The sequence below is a fragment of the Oceanobacillus polygoni genome, from assembly GCF_008304605.1.
In the GTDB taxonomy this organism is placed as follows: Bacteria; Bacillota; Bacilli; order Bacillales; family Amphibacillaceae; genus Oceanobacillus; species Oceanobacillus polygoni.
On sequence record NZ_PIJY01000026.1, the window covers coordinates 320,505 to 336,683 of the forward strand.

20 protein-coding genes are annotated in these 16,179 nt (G+C 37.7%); 7 read left to right on the plus strand and 13 right to left on the minus strand.

The features are described from left to right. Window positions 1–25: 25 nt before the first annotated feature. A complete protein-coding gene (locus tag F1560_RS13280; protein WP_149475110.1) occupies window positions 26–1,105 on the minus strand; it encodes a glycosyltransferase family 4 protein in 1,080 nt (359 codons plus the stop codon). 260 nt (window positions 1,106–1,365) lie between these two features. Between F1560_RS13280 and F1560_RS13285 the strand changes: the two genes are divergently transcribed. From F1560_RS13285 to zwf, 4 genes are all read left to right on the plus strand, one after another. After that, entirely contained in the window at window positions 1,366–1,767 is a 402-nt protein-coding gene (locus F1560_RS13285) for a hypothetical protein (RefSeq protein WP_149475111.1), read from the plus strand. A 92-nt stretch (window positions 1,768–1,859) separates the two neighbouring features. Further along, on the plus strand, window positions 1,860–2,603 hold the full coding sequence (locus tag F1560_RS13290) for a threonine/serine exporter family protein (protein ID WP_149475112.1): 744 nt from the start codon (window positions 1,860–1,862) through the stop codon (window positions 2,601–2,603). A gap of 34 nt (window positions 2,604–2,637) precedes the next feature. Then, a complete protein-coding gene (locus F1560_RS13295; RefSeq protein WP_149475113.1) occupies window positions 2,638–3,078 on the plus strand; it encodes a threonine/serine exporter family protein in 441 nt (146 codons plus the stop codon). Between the two features lie 158 nt (window positions 3,079–3,236). Then, a complete protein-coding gene (gene zwf / locus F1560_RS13300; protein ID WP_149475114.1) occupies window positions 3,237–4,712 on the plus strand; it encodes a glucose-6-phosphate dehydrogenase in 1,476 nt (491 codons plus the stop codon). Between the two features lie 70 nt (window positions 4,713–4,782). Here zwf and F1560_RS13305 read toward each other — a convergent pair whose 3' ends face one another. Beyond that, on the minus strand, window positions 4,783–5,085 hold the full coding sequence (locus tag F1560_RS13305; RefSeq protein ID WP_149475115.1) for a hypothetical protein: 303 nt from the start codon (window positions 5,083–5,085) through the stop codon (window positions 4,783–4,785). A 491-nt stretch (window positions 5,086–5,576) separates the two neighbouring features. Then, entirely contained in the window at window positions 5,577–6,056 is a 480-nt protein-coding gene (locus F1560_RS13310; RefSeq protein WP_245347574.1) for a competence protein ComK, read from the minus strand. 244 nt (window positions 6,057–6,300) lie between these two features. Here F1560_RS13310 and F1560_RS22590 point away from each other — a divergent pair, with 244 nt between their 5' ends. Continuing rightward, window positions 6,301–6,423: a hypothetical protein gene (locus tag F1560_RS22590; RefSeq protein WP_275955843.1), complete on the plus strand. Its 123-nt coding sequence runs from the start codon at window positions 6,301–6,303 to the stop codon at window positions 6,421–6,423. 109 nt (window positions 6,424–6,532) lie between these two features. Next, window positions 6,533–6,715, plus strand: a complete 183-nt coding sequence (locus F1560_RS13315; protein WP_149475117.1) for a putative motility protein — start codon at window positions 6,533–6,535, stop codon at window positions 6,713–6,715. 283 nt (window positions 6,716–6,998) lie between these two features. Here the strand turns inward: F1560_RS13315 and F1560_RS13320 are convergent, their stop codons facing one another. Next, window positions 6,999–7,223: a hypothetical protein gene (locus F1560_RS13320; RefSeq protein ID WP_149475118.1), complete on the minus strand. Its 225-nt coding sequence runs from the start codon at window positions 7,221–7,223 to the stop codon at window positions 6,999–7,001. Window positions 7,224–7,397: 174 nt separating this feature from the next. Then, window positions 7,398–7,820, minus strand: coding sequence for a 3-hydroxyacyl-ACP dehydratase FabZ (fabZ, locus tag F1560_RS13325; protein ID WP_149475119.1), 423 nt, complete (start codon window positions 7,818–7,820; stop codon window positions 7,398–7,400). Between the two features lie 136 nt (window positions 7,821–7,956). Between fabZ and F1560_RS13330 the strand changes: the two genes are divergently transcribed. Further along, a complete protein-coding gene (locus F1560_RS13330; RefSeq protein ID WP_149475120.1) occupies window positions 7,957–8,103 on the plus strand; it encodes a lmo0937 family membrane protein in 147 nt (48 codons plus the stop codon). 84 nt (window positions 8,104–8,187) lie between these two features. On the opposite strand, the gene F1560_RS13335 is transcribed toward F1560_RS13330, so the two are convergent. The 8 genes from F1560_RS13335 to spoIID all read right to left on the minus strand — a co-directional run bounded on the left by F1560_RS13335 (window position 8,188) and on the right by spoIID (window position 16,029). Next, window positions 8,188–8,541, minus strand: a complete 354-nt coding sequence (locus F1560_RS13335) for a DNA-directed RNA polymerase subunit beta (protein WP_149475121.1) — start codon at window positions 8,539–8,541, stop codon at window positions 8,188–8,190. Between the two features lie 99 nt (window positions 8,542–8,640). Continuing rightward, window positions 8,641–9,474: a flagellar hook-basal body protein gene (locus tag F1560_RS13340; RefSeq protein WP_149475122.1), complete on the minus strand. Its 834-nt coding sequence runs from the start codon at window positions 9,472–9,474 to the stop codon at window positions 8,641–8,643. Window positions 9,475–9,494: 20 nt separating this feature from the next. Next, the gene (locus F1560_RS13345) at window positions 9,495–10,304 is read right to left on the minus strand and encodes a flagellar hook-basal body protein (RefSeq protein WP_149475123.1); all 810 of its coding nucleotides are present in this window, start codon (window positions 10,302–10,304) and stop codon (window positions 9,495–9,497) included. A 93-nt stretch (window positions 10,305–10,397) separates the two neighbouring features. After that, the gene (gene mreB, locus F1560_RS13350) at window positions 10,398–11,399 is read right to left on the minus strand and encodes a rod shape-determining protein (protein WP_149475124.1); all 1,002 of its coding nucleotides are present in this window, start codon (window positions 11,397–11,399) and stop codon (window positions 10,398–10,400) included. Between the two features lie 355 nt (window positions 11,400–11,754). Then, a complete protein-coding gene (spoIIID, locus tag F1560_RS13355) occupies window positions 11,755–12,036 on the minus strand; it encodes a sporulation transcriptional regulator SpoIIID (protein ID WP_149475125.1) in 282 nt (93 codons plus the stop codon). A gap of 417 nt (window positions 12,037–12,453) precedes the next feature. Further along, window positions 12,454–13,470: an AimR family lysis-lysogeny pheromone receptor gene (locus F1560_RS13360; RefSeq protein ID WP_149475126.1), complete on the minus strand. Its 1,017-nt coding sequence runs from the start codon at window positions 13,468–13,470 to the stop codon at window positions 12,454–12,456. Between the two features lie 213 nt (window positions 13,471–13,683). Next, window positions 13,684–14,529, minus strand: coding sequence for a stage II sporulation protein SpoIIQ (gene spoIIQ, locus F1560_RS13365; RefSeq protein WP_149475127.1), 846 nt, complete (start codon window positions 14,527–14,529; stop codon window positions 13,684–13,686). Between the two features lie 300 nt (window positions 14,530–14,829). Next, entirely contained in the window at window positions 14,830–16,029 is a 1,200-nt protein-coding gene (gene spoIID / locus F1560_RS13370) for a stage II sporulation protein D (protein WP_246811939.1), read from the minus strand. Between the last annotated feature and the right edge of the window lie 150 nt (window positions 16,030–16,179).

Below are 16,179 nucleotides of genomic sequence, written 5' to 3' on the forward strand. Positions count from 1 at the left end.
CTTCCTAGTGCTGGAAGCCTCTTTACTATGATCGTTCTCGTTCTATTTTCCGTAAAATTTTCCGTAAGAAGCTAACGATTGGACGTTTCCCCCCCATAACAATGCCTGCAAGCTCAGCAAAAATATAAAGCAACAAGATAACGACGAGCGTTATGATTAGCGATAAGGTTGGACTGGCATTGGAAAACAGGATTCCCATTACCCCAAATAGAGCACTGAAAATATAAATAATGATGACAGCCTTCCGATGACTGTATCCGGCTTGAATAAGCTGATAATGAAGGTGTTTGTTATCCGCAGCCATAATACTCTCCTTGTTATAAGCTCGACGAACAATCGCTACCAATGTATCAAATATTGGCACTGCCAATATGATAACCGGAATGATAAAACTGAAAAAAGTAACATTTTTAAACAATCCAAGCATCGAGAGAACCGCAATCATATACCCAAGGAAATTCGATCCGGTATCTCCCATATAAATCTTTGCTGGATAAAAATTATGATATAGAAATCCTAAGTTGGCCCCTATCAATGCGATACTTAAAAATGCAACGATTATTTGTGTATCAATTAGTGCCATTACAAATATACTTGTCATCGCAATTGTTGTAACACCTGTAGCTAAACCGTCCAAGCCATCAATCAGATTTATCGCATTTGTAATACCAACAACCCATAGTATTGTAATAAGCACACTTAAAAACCCGAATTCAACAACTCCGAATATCGGAATTGTAATTCGTTCAATGATCAGCCCTGAAGACACCAAAAGTAACGCCGCAGCCAATTGTCCTGTCAATTTTAAAATGGGCTTAATCGTGAAGCGATCATCGAGCGCACCTGTAATTAGAATAATAATGGATCCAATTAGAATTTCAGGCAAGTGCTGGTGATATGGCTGTAAATAAAGCGTCCCTAATAGAGCACCAATAAAAATCGCCAAGCCTCCTAGCCTAGGCGTTTCATTGATATGTATTTTACGGCTATTCGGTTTATCCATTGCACCAACTTTAATTGCAAACTTTTTTACTGGGTAAGTAAGTAATAAAGCCGCAGTGAATGCAATAAGAAATGCAATTAATAAATCAATATAATTAAACATAGAATTCTCCTACTTGTTCTTTGTTGACAGTTCCTGATGTAGTACGTGAATTTATTCCTTTTTGAACATCCCCTAATCGCTTTAAATTATAACGAAAGTTGGTAGCAATTAGCAAATTATATTGATATCTACCAGCAGGTTTATCGTTATTCCGACAATCGACAAACTTTCCAATGACATGATTATCAATCTATGCTACGATAATTGAGTATTTAGAAATAATCTGATTAAAGGATTATAATTAAAGGTGGTGTTCTTACTTGAGTCCGTATATGTTTACTGCTGCTGCGATTATCGCTGTCATCGGTATCTTAATTGTCTTTAAAGTCAACCTGGATAAAATTAAAGAAGATCCCGAGCAAGTAGCTAAGGCACAATCAAACTTCTTCATCGGTGTTGCCATTATCGAGATCCTTCCTCTTATTATGATTGTTTTTGCATTGATTCATGCAGTACCATTACCAATTGAAGAAATTTATATTCCAGCATTTATTATTATTATCCTAATGGCATTTGCGATGTTCTTTATTTTCTTGCAGCGAAAGGTAGATGTTGAAGAAGATCGAAAACAAGCAGTGAATCAGTTTTCTATAATTGCTATTGCACTTGCCAATGCGATTCCAATCATTGCTTTAGTCTTAATGTTTATAAATATTGTTTGAGCTCCTACTTTTAGGAGCTTTATTTCTTTCATTCCCTCCAGCAACATCTTATAATATAAACGAATCGATTGCTTTAGAGAGCTGGTGATTTTATGTCAGAACAAATTACCATTGAAAAAGTGTGTATCTTAGCTGGGAAAATTATGCTAGTCAGCGGAGCCGAGACGTATCGCGTTGAAGATACGATGGATCGAATATCCACTGCTTTCGGTGTTAAAAATCCACAGAGCTATGCTACACCTACTGGTATAAGCTTTTCGTTAGATATCGCGGGAACTTCAAATTTCCTCCGTGTAACAAATCGGTCTACCGATTTACATAAGATTGCAGAAGTAAATCATATTTCTCGAAAGATCACGGCTGGAGAATTAGATATTCAGCAAGCTCATGAACAGCTAGAAAAAATTGATCATGCCAAATTAACATTTCCAGCATGGGCACAAATCCTTGCAGCGGCCCTTGTGAGCGGATGCTTTGCAATTATGTTTGGCGGGTCATGGTATGACTTTATTCCTAGCTGTATAGCAGGAACGCTTGGCTTTGCAAGCATGCTTGGGTTTGAGCGAGTAGTAGAAATTCGTTTTCTTGCTGAGTTTTTCGGCGCCTTTTTAATTGGCTTATCTGCCCTATTATTTATTTACAACGGTTTCGGAAATGCATTGGATATGATCATTATCGGTGCTGTTATGCCACTTGTGCCAGGCTTACACATAACCAATGCAATCCGTGATCTGATGGCTGGTCATTTAGTTTCTGGTCTTTCTAAAGGGGTAGAAGCGTTACTGACAGCATTTGCTATCGGAGCAGGCGTTGCACTTATTTTTGCTTTTGCTTAAAAACGAAAATATTCACTTTGGAGGTTGAAATAGGATGATTATTATGCAGCAGCTTATTACAAGCTTTATTGCCTCTGCCGGATTCGGAATATTGTTCAATGCTCCACGGAATGCGCTCGTCCAATGCGGGTTTGTCGGGATGTTTGGCTGGATTCTCTATTATATTTTGGTTGAGGTAGGAATGGATGCCATACCAGCTACAACTTTTGCCGCAATGCTTGTTGCCGTTTTAAGCCATACCTGTGCCAAACTTTTCAAGAAACCGATTATTATCTTTAATGTATCTGGAATTATCCCGCTTGTTCCTGGTGGTATCGCCTATAATGCGATGCGGAATTTTGTTGAAAATGATTATTATACAGGTGTTCAGCTTTCCGCCCAGGTCATGCTCCTCTCAGGAGGAATTGCGATTGGCCTGATGTTTTCTGGAGTTATCAATCAGTTAATTAATAAATCGCGTATACTATTCAAGTAATAGCTAAATAGAGTACGTGTCATTCATTTCTCTTGGGGAACTTTTGTCAAAGTGAGTAAAATAGGAAAAAAGTTTAAGTTTTTAGTCCCCATTATTTGATTAATATTTTATTTCCGATAAAATAGATATATATTTTCAGAAAAGCGAGGGAACGAATGATGAGTAATGAATTGCAGCCAAAAGTGGTTATTGTAATATTTGGGGCAACAGGAGATTTAGCTAAACGAAAATTGTTCCCTTCGATATATCGCCTTTATCAAAGTGGTAAAATTAGTGAGAACTTTGCTGTTGTCGGGTTGGCCCGCCGCCCTTGGACAGATGAAATTTTACGCGAAAATGTTGCAAATTCCATCAAAGAAGCAGTTTCACCGAATGAGGATTTAGAAGAGTTTATATCTCACTTTTATTATCAATCCTTCGATGTGACAGATGATTCTTCCTACAGTGGATTACATGCATTAATAAATGAATTAGAGGGCGCTTATCAAACGGAGGAAAATCGTGTATTTTATCTAGCAATGGCACCAGAATTCTTTGGTACAATTGCAAATAAACTACAGGAATATGGGTTAAAGGATTTTGCTGGCTGGTCACGACTTGTGATTGAGAAGCCGTTTGGAACAGATTTGAAATCTGCAAGGAAGTTAAATAAGCAGTTGCGTGCCGCTTTTGATGAGGAACAGATTTATCGGATTGACCACTATCTAGGAAAAGAAATGGTTCAAAATATTGAAGTTATCCGCTTTGCTAATGGAATTTTTGAGCATTTGTGGAACAACCGCTTTATTTCGAATGTGCAAGTTACTTCGAGTGAAACGTTAGGTGTGGAAGAGAGAGCTCGCTACTATGATACTTCTGGGGCAACAAGGGATATGGTTCAAAATCATATGCTACAAATGGTTGCTTTATTAGCAATGGAGCCTCCAATTAAGCTAACAACGGATGAAATTCGTTCTGAAAAAATTAAAGTTTTACGCGCACTTCGTCCAATTGATCCAAAAGAAATAGACAATTTCTTTGTTCGTGGACAATACGGCGTTGGAAAAATTGATGGAGAGACAGTTCCAGCCTATCTCGATGAAGATGATGAGCTAGAAAACTCCAATACAGAAACATTTGTAGCTGGCAAGCTATTAATTGATAACTACCGCTGGGCCGGGGTGCCATTTTATATCCGTACCGGAAAACGATTAGCGGAAAAATCAACGAAAATAGTGATTGAATTCAAAGACATTCCAATGAATTTATATTATAAAAAAGACAAAGACAGACACCCAAACCTTCTGATTATTAACATTCAGCCAAACGAAGGTATTACACTTTGTTTAAATGCTAAGAAATCAGGTTCTGGTTCACTCGCCGAGCCCATCCAGCTTGCCTATAATCATAATGAGGTTCCTGGAATTAATACACCAGAAGCTTATGAGAAGTTGCTCTATGATTGCATGATTGGGGATGCGACAAACTTTACGCATTGGGATGAGGTTGCGCTATCTTGGAAGTTCGTTGATACAATTATTAACGAATGGTCTAACAATACCGCTGATTTTCCCAACTACCGCTCAGGTTCCATGGGACCAGATGCAGCAGATGAGCTGCTTGCAAAAGATGGCTTCCACTGGTGGTCTATTTAGCTACAATAGAAACTGCTAATGCAATGCTTGCAATAGCAGTTTTTTTGTTCGAAATATGAACCTTCAAGCGTTAAACATACTGTCTGCCCTCTGGTCTTGATGCTGAGAGAATGAGAATTAAAGCTGTGATGATATGCATGATCATGCCTACAATTGGAATCCATCCAATGACTGATGTAATAATGCCAAAAATACTTCCGATCCCAGACCCATTGTCTCTTTTTGTGAGTATCCATGTAATAATATGGAGAATCAGCATAACAAAAAGTGGCGTCCAAGCATTTGAAATAATGTACAATCCCCCAAGAAACGGGATACCTAAAAGTCCTTCAAAAATTCCAGTAATCCATTTAAAAATTCGAGATAACGACATATGGATTACCACCTCCTAACCTTCCATTCAATTTATAATAATACAGCTCTTACTTCTTTTCCCTTTTTTAAAGCAAAGACACGTTATGCTCAACCAAGAACTTCCTACATTACACTTATTCATTTTGCACTTAAATCACCAAATAATGTATGAGCAACAGGAACAAAAAATAGCCTAAATAAAAATAGTAGGTAAACCGAATTCTCAATCCAAAAATCACATTCTCCATCATAAAATGATGCATGCCGAACATACTTCTAACATAATTAACTTCACTTTATATACGTTTTACATCTCAAAACGTTTCATTTTTTTAGTAGCTTCTAGCTCTACTTCCAAACAAAAGGATAGTTTCAGCATTAATGCTTCTTTAATCGTATAGTATATACCCGTACTTTATACAATCCACAATAACTTATGGACTGAAATAATGCCGTGATTCACAAACATTAAACCTAACTCCGAATGCAAGAAAGCATCTAGCTCCTTTGTTACCACATATCTTTTCCAAAACCAAACAAAACCCTCCTGTTGTAATGTACGATAACTTGACTGGTTCGTTTATACTGTGTGTCAATCGTATTTTCTGATACATTTACATAAATTCCTGTTTCATCAATAAAGCCAATGTACGTCTTATCATCTCGTTGTTCATAGAATTTCACATGATGGAAGGCTATCCATACACAATCTTTATTTTTAATCGATGATGTTGGAAACATAAATACGCCTCGAGTTGGAGAAATGGGGACTGGTAACTTGGAGGTGGTACATAGAATTTTCTGCACCGCTTCTTTTCTCCCTTTTAAATCGGAACCATAAAGAAGACAACTATTGTCAATAATCTGCTCTGGTCTATGTATGGAAATCTTTTCATCTTTGCCCTCTAATACTTTCGATCGGTAGTATGAAGATTCACTATTCCTCATAATTGCTTTTGTTTCAGGAGAAATAATATAAAGCTTTCCCATTTTGACACCGCCTATTTTTAACATTTTACCCACTATATAACTAAACATTATGGATTAAGACCATTTTACTAGAAAAATCAAAATTTTTCACTTAAAGCACACTATATTATCAATAAATCCGACTATTCCATAATAGAGCAGCATCGTATTTAAGTTAATTTGCAGTAGTCGTGTAATGGATTTAGTTTTCAATCTTAGATGAAAGGGTACAGTTAACTATAAAGCGAATGAAGGAGGAAAGTGAATGACTAACAACAAAAAGGATCAAAAAATACAACTTGATGACCGCGAAACAGAAAAAGGCTCACAATTGCAATCAGAGGAAATGAAAGAAGCACAAGGGAATGAAAATGACAAAGATAAATAAAGGGTTGACCACTATAACATACACACTGAATAACTGTATCCATTTATGGTATACTTGGTGTAGTAAACACTTCATTTCATCATACTCAAGATAAAAGCGAGGGATTTATATGGATATCGCCGCTATGTCTGTCGTAACGGCTAATCATCAAGTTCGTACCGATGCAAGTATAGCAATTATGGATAATATTATGAATGTTGCTGAACAGCAAGGTTTACAGCTTATGGAAATGTTACAGGATTCCACTCCTCCGCACCCAACATTAGGAATCCAAATTGATGTAAAACTCTAAATGCGGACGAATGAAGCTCATTGTAAGCTTTTTCTATCCTATCGATAGAAGTTATCCGTAGAAAAATCAAAACAGCTTATTAGCAGCTTATTGCGTCAGTCCCGTTGCAATAAACTACAAAAGCAGAACGACTTTGAAAGGTTCGTTCTGCTTTTTAATCGCTTAAGTAATGAAGTCGTATGGTGATGAATAATGCAGTTAGTCAATTATTCAACATTCATATTTGAGTAGATTGAACGTGACCTTGCTCTACACCAGGTCAATTCTTTTATTCCTACCTTACTTATCTTTCCTCATCACGTAAGTCATCATTCGGCATTTCTTCATTCGGTGCCCCATCAGGATTATCTTCTTCCATCATGTCATCTTGAATATCCTGGTTTTCTTCCGTTGGATCTAATGGTGCATCATCTTCAACAGGATCGCGATCATTACCTGTCCCACAAGCTGCGATTAAGGATAATGCTAAAACAGGTGCACCTAATCGAATAAGCAATTTGCTTTTCATCATTAATTCCTCCTTTTAGATGTTCACTATCGACATTAGCTTAACCACTTTTAAAGAAGTAATACGAATTAATGATGATTTTGTTGATAAAAAATTCCAATACCATGATGTTACGCATAATCAAGTTCTAGTACTACTATTCTGAATTACTTTTCAAACGGACAGTTGCTATCCTTATTTAATTGCAAACGTAATTTCCGCTTCACAAGCTAGCTCGCCATCTACCGTTGCAATGCCCTTTCCTTTACCAACTGGACCTTTCATACGGAGTATTTCTACTTCTAGTTTTAATTGGTCTCCTGGTTTTACTTGACGTTTAAATCGGCATTTATCGACTCCTGCTAGGAAACCAATCTTCCCTTTGTTTCCTTCAATGTTTAACACGGCAATCGCACCAACCTGTGCTAGTGCCTCAACAATTAGAACACCTGGCATTACAGGATAATCCGGGAAATGGCCTTGGAAAAATGGTTCATTGATACTCACATTTTTAAGTCCAACGACGCGTTTTCCTTCTTCCATTTCCGTTACTTTATCAACCAATAAAAATGGATATCGGTGAGGGATAATTTCTTTAATTTGTTCTATGTCTAACATGCTATCTTTCTCCTTTAAACGTAATCAGCTTTATATTAATACATTATATCAGTAGATATGTTTGAAACAAAGCGATAAAAGGTAATTAAGATATATAAGAATTCTTAACGAACATTTTCAGAAAGGAGAATTAGCTATGCTTTGGACTATTATTGGCTTGCTTATCATTTTTTGGATACTTGGATTTTCGTTTGAAATAGCAGGCGGACTTGTTCATATACTGCTCGTTATTGCGCTGGTTCTTTTAATATTTAGACTTGTGACAGGCAGGAAAATCACATAATTATTTTTTAGAAAAGCGAAGGCTATCGCCATGATTTATGACGATAGCCTTCGTTCTTACTTTTATAATAGTAAATGGGTAAGATTATTCTTCCTTGGTAACGATATCGATGATATGCTGCCACGTTTCTTTTTTCAGTGCATCGGTCGGAACACCGTCACCAATAACTCCATAGCCAATCATCAATCCAGCAACTAATGCAGCAGCAGTAAGAATTAAAACAACGATAATCCGTAGCCAAATTGGAAAAATGCGACGGCGAGGTCTTCTATTTTTCCGTTTTTCTTCTTTTTGTTTTAGCTTTTGTTGTTTTCTAGACTGCTTCTCTGAAGCTGAACTACCTTTGGGAGACTCTTTAGGTGTTTTGGTTTTCTTCGTTGCATGCTTTTCTTCTTTCAGAGCTCTTCTAGAATTTTTTTCAGATTGGTTTGTTGACATAGTTTGTTGCTCCTTATTCCCCTGCAAATCAAAACGCTTTTTTCTTATTTGAAGTGTAACATAATCCTTTATGATCATCTAACGAAAGGGATAATCTGTTTAAGATCTTAACTGATTAACCAGTCCCATCATTTGATCACCCATTGAAATAGTTCTAGCATTAAATTGATAAGAACGTTGTGTCATGATAAGATCGGTAATCTGCTTTGATAAATCCACATTCGACTGCTCAAGGGCGCCGCTTTGTATCATATCTTCATTTAAGCCTATTCCCTCGATTATTTCTCCCATCTCAAAACCAAGATTTTCAAGGTCAGGAAGACGGAACATGTTCTCGCCCGCTGATTCAAGCACTCTTGGTCGAACAGCCTCTACAACTGCCAACTGTGCTTCAACTGCATTTTGCCCGCCTCGTGTAACAACAATTTGACCGCTCTCACGAATAGCAATCGAATCAAATCCTTCAGCAAGCACAATTGGGCCATCTTGTCCAAGTACGGGATGTCCGTCAGCAGTCGTTAACATAACCGCCTGATCGTTGTTCACCGGACTTAGAAAGAACGAGCCGTCTCGTGTATAAAACGTCTCTTCCTGACCATTTTGATTCACTTGAATTTGAAATAGGTAGTTCTCCCGTGTCAATGCCGCATCAAGAGCTCTTCCTGTTTCTACAACGGAGCCAAGTGTCAGATCATTACCCACGGCACCAATTTTAGCCCCAGAGCCAATTCGTATACCATCTGGAGTGAGACGTCCTTCAGCATTTTCCGGGGCAGATAAATTATTCAACTGTCTGAAGAGCAACGAAGAAAATTCGGCTTGGCGACTCTTGTAACCAGTTGTTTGGCTATTTGCCATATTATTTCCGATAATATCGAGTTTCTGTTGCAGCTGATTCATCGTTACAGCTGCTTGTATCACCATTTGAGACATATATGTACCTCCCTAAGCTCCTATCCAATTCTGCCGATTTCGGAGACTGCTTTTCCCATGCTTTCATCATAGGCTCTTAACACACGCTGATTCGTTTCAAACATCCGATAAGCGTTCATCATATCTGTCATTGTTTGCATGGTGTCTACATTTGACTGTTCCAGGAAACCTTGATGAATCGAGAAGGTAGCTCCTTCTGGGGCCTGTACTGCATCGCCGGTGAAGAGATCATTCCCTTCCTTGACCATACCGTTCCCATCTGCAGCATATGCAATCCCAAGCTGGACAGCTTGTTCAGGAGTTTGTAAAATACCTTCTGATGAGACTGTAAACTCCATTCCGTTCGTTTGAATTGGGTCACCTGCATCGTTAAGTACATAATAACCTTGATTTGTGACAAGAAAGCCCTGGCCATCAACGGTCAAATTACCATTTCTCGTATAGCGAACTTCTCCAGCTTCATTTTGTACCGTAAAAAACAAGGAGCCTGTCTCATCAGGCATGGTGCCACCTACAAGCGCGATATCTGTAGCTATTCCCGTCTCCCTTATATCACCTTGGGCAAAATTTGGAATGGCTTCTTGTACATAAACACCGGTATTGATTGAACCAACCGTTTTCTGTATTGGAAATTGCAATCCTCCCTGTGTCGTTGGCAGACTTTCCTGCGATCCCATTTGTTTAAGCAGTAGCTCAGGAAATGCACGTAAGCTTGTCTGATCTGCTTTATAACCTGGTGTATTCGCATTTGCAATATTATTCGCCAAAGCTTCCTGTTGCCTTTGCTGTGAAATCATTCCACTGGCTGCTGTGTAAAAGCCTCGTAACATGTTCAATTCCTCCTCCACAGGGTATTGCTTTTCCTTTCGAGTAAATCATTTAAGATATGTACTCAGGTTGATAACCCTCATGTTTATGTCATATTAACCAATTTTGCTGCGTTCGATTTTATCGATATTCTCAAGCATAATCCCTGTTCCTTTGGCAACACAATCCATCGGGTCTTCAGCAATAAATACAGGAACCTTCAATTCTTCAGCTAAAAGCTGATCGATACCATGTAATAATGCACCACCACCGGTTAAAATAACTCCACGATCAATAATATCTGCAGATAATTCTGGCGGTGTACGTTCAAGCACCGTTTTCGCTGCTTGGACAATAAGGGATACAGACTCACTTAATGATTCTTGGATTTCCACTGAACCTACTGTAATCGTGCGTGGTAAGCCAGTTACCATGTCACGACCTCGAATATCCATTTCTTCATCACGTGACCCTTTAAAAACGGTAGCAACATTAATTTTAATATCCTCTGCCGTACGTTCACCGATTAAAAGCTTATATTTCTTCTTAATGTACTGAAGAATATCAATATCAAACTTATCGCCGGCCATTTTGATGGATTCCGATGTTACAATTCCTCCCATAGAAAGAACCGCTACATCAGTCGTTCCACCACCAATGTCTACAACCATATTACCGCTCGGTTGGAAGATTTCCATTCCAGCGCCAATCGCTGCTACTTTTGGCTCTTCTTCCAAATAGACTTTCTTTCCGCCAGACTTCTCAGCAGCTTCCTTAATCGCTTTTTGCTCCACTTTTGTAATGTTCGTCGGGCAACAAATAAGCATTCTTGGCTTTGAAAGCAATCCTTTCACATTAATTTTATTTATAAAATGTCTTAACATCGCTTCTGTTACATCAAAGTCAGCAATAACTCCATCTTTCAATGGACGAGTGGCTTCAATATTTCCTGGTGTACGTCCAACCATACGTCGCGCTTCTTCCCCAACTTCCAATACTTTTCCAGTATTTCGGTCCATTGCTACAACAGATGGCTCATTTAATACAATACCTTTTCCTTTTACATGAATCAAAACATTGGCAGTTCCAAGGTCGATTCCAATATCTCTAGAAAACATGAAACTAGATCCTCCTAGCGTTACTATCTTGCACGGTCAATTTGACACAATGCTACTAGTATAATATTTTACCACAAATTTCAACAATTAACTGCTCTTTGTGAAATTTTTTTGTGTATAAAATAAGGATAGTTTGTCGAAGTAAGTAGAAAAATCTCTACGCGCATGTCATGATTGATTTTATCAATTGTTTGAGAAGGGATTGAGGTGTAAATAGAGAGCAAATAATAGAAGATCCCGGATGGATTATCCGGGCGTGTGATCGTTAAAACGATTTCATTCGATTTTTAGATGTTGCTTGGACAAAGCACTTCTAATTTCCTGCGTATCTTAACATTGCAGTAAAGTTGGTTCTTCACCCAGTTGGTTTTTCCTCCGGCACTTTTTTCCCATCAATTTTATATTTTTGTCTTGTCGCTTCTCCCCCACGGAGATGACGAATTGCTTTATGATATTCGAGAATTTCCTTTACTTGATTTGCCAGCTCTGGGTTTATCTCCGGCAATCGTTCTGTCAAATCTTTATGAACTGTGCTTTTGGAAACACCAAATTCCTTTGCTATCGTTCGGACGGTCTTTCTTGTCTCCACGACATGTCTTCCTATCCTGATCGTTCTCTCTTTGATGTAATCATGCACACCGTTCGCCTCCCTAAGTTGATTACTTCCGAGGTGTGGGTCGAGACATGGCGTTACAACGAGATATCGATATCAATGAAAAGGTTATATTAAGTAGAATATGGAGTATGTACCACCAATTTTATGAATAATAAACAACCGTTATCGGATATATATTCCATGAGGAGTGTGTAGTAAAAGGAAGATTTCTAAATGACACAAGCTCTCACCTCAGACAATTCGTTTGCATGGTTTGTAACATCTTATTAGCAGAATGGATGCTTTATGATTAAATTTATGGGATAAATGAAAGGGACAAGATGTATTTTTTTAAATACCTTCTGTTAGACGTCCGTGTTACATGATTGATATTTGCGTTATTAAATAAAAATGATACCTCACTCAAACGAACAAGGTATCATGTCTATTATGTAATCATTACAACTCCTTCATCGCATCTAACGGTAACTTACTAAAAAAGTAGTCACTCCGTTTTCTGATAAAATGATTATAAGATTTCATTAATAACCCCTGATCCTGCTTTGCTTTCCCTAAATAGTAAAGTTGAAAGGGGCCTTTTTTTGGTATGTTGCTCAAAATATCGATTGCCTTTTCATTATTTCCTTTCGCTAATTCGATATGGGCTTGTTCTCCTTTATCAACTGTACAAACATCCTCAACCATGTTGAAGTGCGCAGATAAAAATGGAATATTATGATTTTCGAGTATATTAATCATGTAGTCCAAATGATGCTCTTTCGATATTTCAAGTGCCTTATCCAAATGGTAAATGCCGCTTTCATACGTATCATGCGTATAGGACAACCCTAAATACGTATGGACATGTGCATGTAGTTGTGGACTATCAAGCATATTTAGTGCACGATAGGCGTACTTTCTTGCCATGATTAATTCGTTTCGCATAATGTGGTAAACAACGTTAATTTGGTATAATCTAATTTTAAAATATACTACAAGTAACCTTTCCTCAATTTCTGAAAAATATTGTTGATGGGTAACCATCAAATTTCCAATTTTATCAAATTGGTTAAGGTGCTGATAAGCTCTTTCCTGTATCAATTCAATTAAAAATAATAATTCTGGTTCGTTGGTTGAATAGCGACTTCTGAAAAAAGCTAATTGATCTAACGTTTCCATTGGACTAATTTTAAATACACGTTGCTCCAACATAATACGGTAAATCTCCCCCCATAGCCGATTGGAAGGGTTGTCCGACTCCAGGTTTTTTTGAATTAACAATTCAAGCTCCCGTATAAACCCATACATATACAAATATTCCATACCCTTTTTTTGGATATTTTGTGATTTTGAATGCAAGCAAATATCTTTCATCGATTCCTTTGCTGACGCTGGGCCTTGTTCCAGGTTTAATATATTCATCATTTCTGTTATTGTAAGCTCCGAATACGGTGTCATAAACTTCGCGAGAACCAATCTTACTCCTCCTTTTCCTATAATAGGAAAATGTTTATTAGTTTTTTGCCCAAAGAAATTTATTTCTAAAAACAATAATATTTTATCACAATTTATTGTATTGAAAATATAATATCGTTCGACAATTTGCGCATCAATACCTACTTTTTCAATAACCGGTTTTCACCTCAAAAGAAAAAATACTCCAGAAATTATTTTCCGGAGTATTTTGTGTTATTCATTTTCATCTTCTAATAGATCATCTGTTTCTTCTTCAGAATCATCTTCTTCATTATCTGGAACATCTCCAGGATTCTCTTCTAAAACATCATCCATATCTGTTACTTGGTCTGATTCCTCAGCAGAATCTTCTTCAGCTTCCTCTGAAATACTTCCTAGGCTACTAACAGGCTGATTGAAATAACTTTCCGGATTCACTTCTTTTCCGTCTTTTCTAATTTCAAAGTGGACGTGCGTTCCGTTATCCTTACCAAAAATGTTTTTTCCAGCAGTACCAAGTTTTTCACCTTGTTTTATTTCTGCTCCAGCCGATACACTAACTTCTTCTAAACTGGCATAATACGTCTTTACATCCTCACCATGTAATAGAATAACAACATTGCCTAGAAGCGGATCTTCTTTCACTTCTTCAACAGTACCTGTTAAAGCTGCTAAAACATCAAATGTTTCTGCATCAGCAGACGCGATATCGACTCCAGTACTTTGATAGAACCTGTTATTGTAGAGCACTAAAGCATTCTCTCGATCTTCTTGTTCTGCGTTGTAATCAAAAAATTTAGTTACGATTTCTGCTTGATCCAAGTCTTCTACTGGCATTTGAATCAGTTCCTGCTGCTCAATAACCGGCTCTGCACCCTCTTCATTTGGAATTGGGCTATACTCCTCTGACAAGTTTTCGGTTTCCGTCGTATCAGTGACTTGATTATCTAGATTTTGATACCACACAACCACCGACAATAAAACTGCTGCAATCGTCAAATAGACAGCTGGGAAAAACCACTTCTTGCGATAAATGCGACTCCATTTATTTTTTGGACCGCCTTTAAATTCTTCACTCATAATTTATCACCTCAGCAACCATTGTGAGCAGAAAAGTGAGAATATATACATTGCTTCTAAAAAAAATTATTTGCTTTGTGGATTTTTTTGTAGAAATGGGGAAAGGTAAGAGATTGCTGGACAAATTCCCGTTCAGTGTAAGTAGTAACTTAGCTGAATGTTTCACAGGTTTATATTGTTTTACCTTGCAAATGAAGGAAAGTAAGGAATTATGGTTGGAGTGCTACCAACTGATTACCCTCGATCTCGGTCGATTCTTCTTATATTAGTTTATATCTTTTCCGCAATAAAAACCCCCGTCTATTTCGAGACGAGGGTTGGTGCTGTTTCAGTAATTGTACTAATATCAACATCCTGATAATAATGTTTGACAATTTCTTCGTAGGTTTTGCCTTCTTTAGCCATTCCGTCAGCACCGTATTGACTCATTCCAACACCATGACCAAAGCCTTCCGTTGTAAAAATAAGATGACCGTTGTTTTGTGTAACCGTAAAGTCACTGGATTTCAAATCAAGTCCTTCTCTAATTTCCCTGCCTGTAAAGCTATTTCCTTCAATTGCTATGTTACTGACTCTTCCACTTTCCGTCCGTTCCATCTCGATATATAATGGAGCTCCCTCAGGTAGATCGATTGCAAGCTCTTCTTGTACTTGTGCAATTGTAAACGTTTCTCGACCAAGGTATTCAGGGGAATCAAGATCCCATGGACTTTCCACGCTTCTTAAATAGGAGACCTCATTTTCCCAATATTCCTCTGAGTTTTCGGTATACCCATTACTCGTAGAAAAAAAGGCTGCATTTATTGGTGCGTCATCATACGTTAAAATCTGCCCTTCTGTTGCCTGAACTGCTTCTTTTATTTTATTCATATTCTCTGTGAATTTTTTACCCCACAATTGTTTCAGTTCCTGTTCACTCTTATAAACTTGATGCTTCACCGTATCGGTTAGATCATAATTTTCTTCTGCATCACCATGTAGCAGGTGATTAACCGTAAATGTCCGAGCAGCGAGAGCCTGTGCCTTTAACGCTTCTAATTCAAATGTCGCTGGCATCTCTGAAGCTACGACTCCAGCTACATAAGCTTCCAACGGTATGTCCTCAACCGTATCATTCGCTTGTCGCATCACTGCTACAGAAAATGGCGACCCACCAAACTCAACCGTAGCTTCCATTTCCTTCTCATGTGTCGTAATATCCTCCTGCTTCCCATCACCAAACATCGCTACGATAACTGCGGGGATTACGAGAATGAATAATAACAGCCCAGAAAATAAAAGCGCAGTTGGGAACTTCCATGTCGATTGGTTCCGATTATCGAAATATCGTGTTTTTCGATTTTTTAAAGGAATGATTTTTTTGAGTGGTGCAGGTTGTGTTTTCGTATATTCCAATTTATTTTGCTGTTTTTTCATGAGTTGCTTCTTCAATGATGATTTCTTCTTTTTCCAGGATTTTGGAACAGAATTGGAATAATAGGTGTGCTTTCTTTTGTTCACAGCTCTCCCCCTTTGCAATTATTAAAGTAGAGTTCTATTCTATCAGCTCTACTAGTGCTTGTTCAAAAAAGCAGATAAACGTAAATCTTCTTTTTTGAACATCCTCTACTAATAAATCTATACAGCACAGAGCTAAAATAGACCTTCATT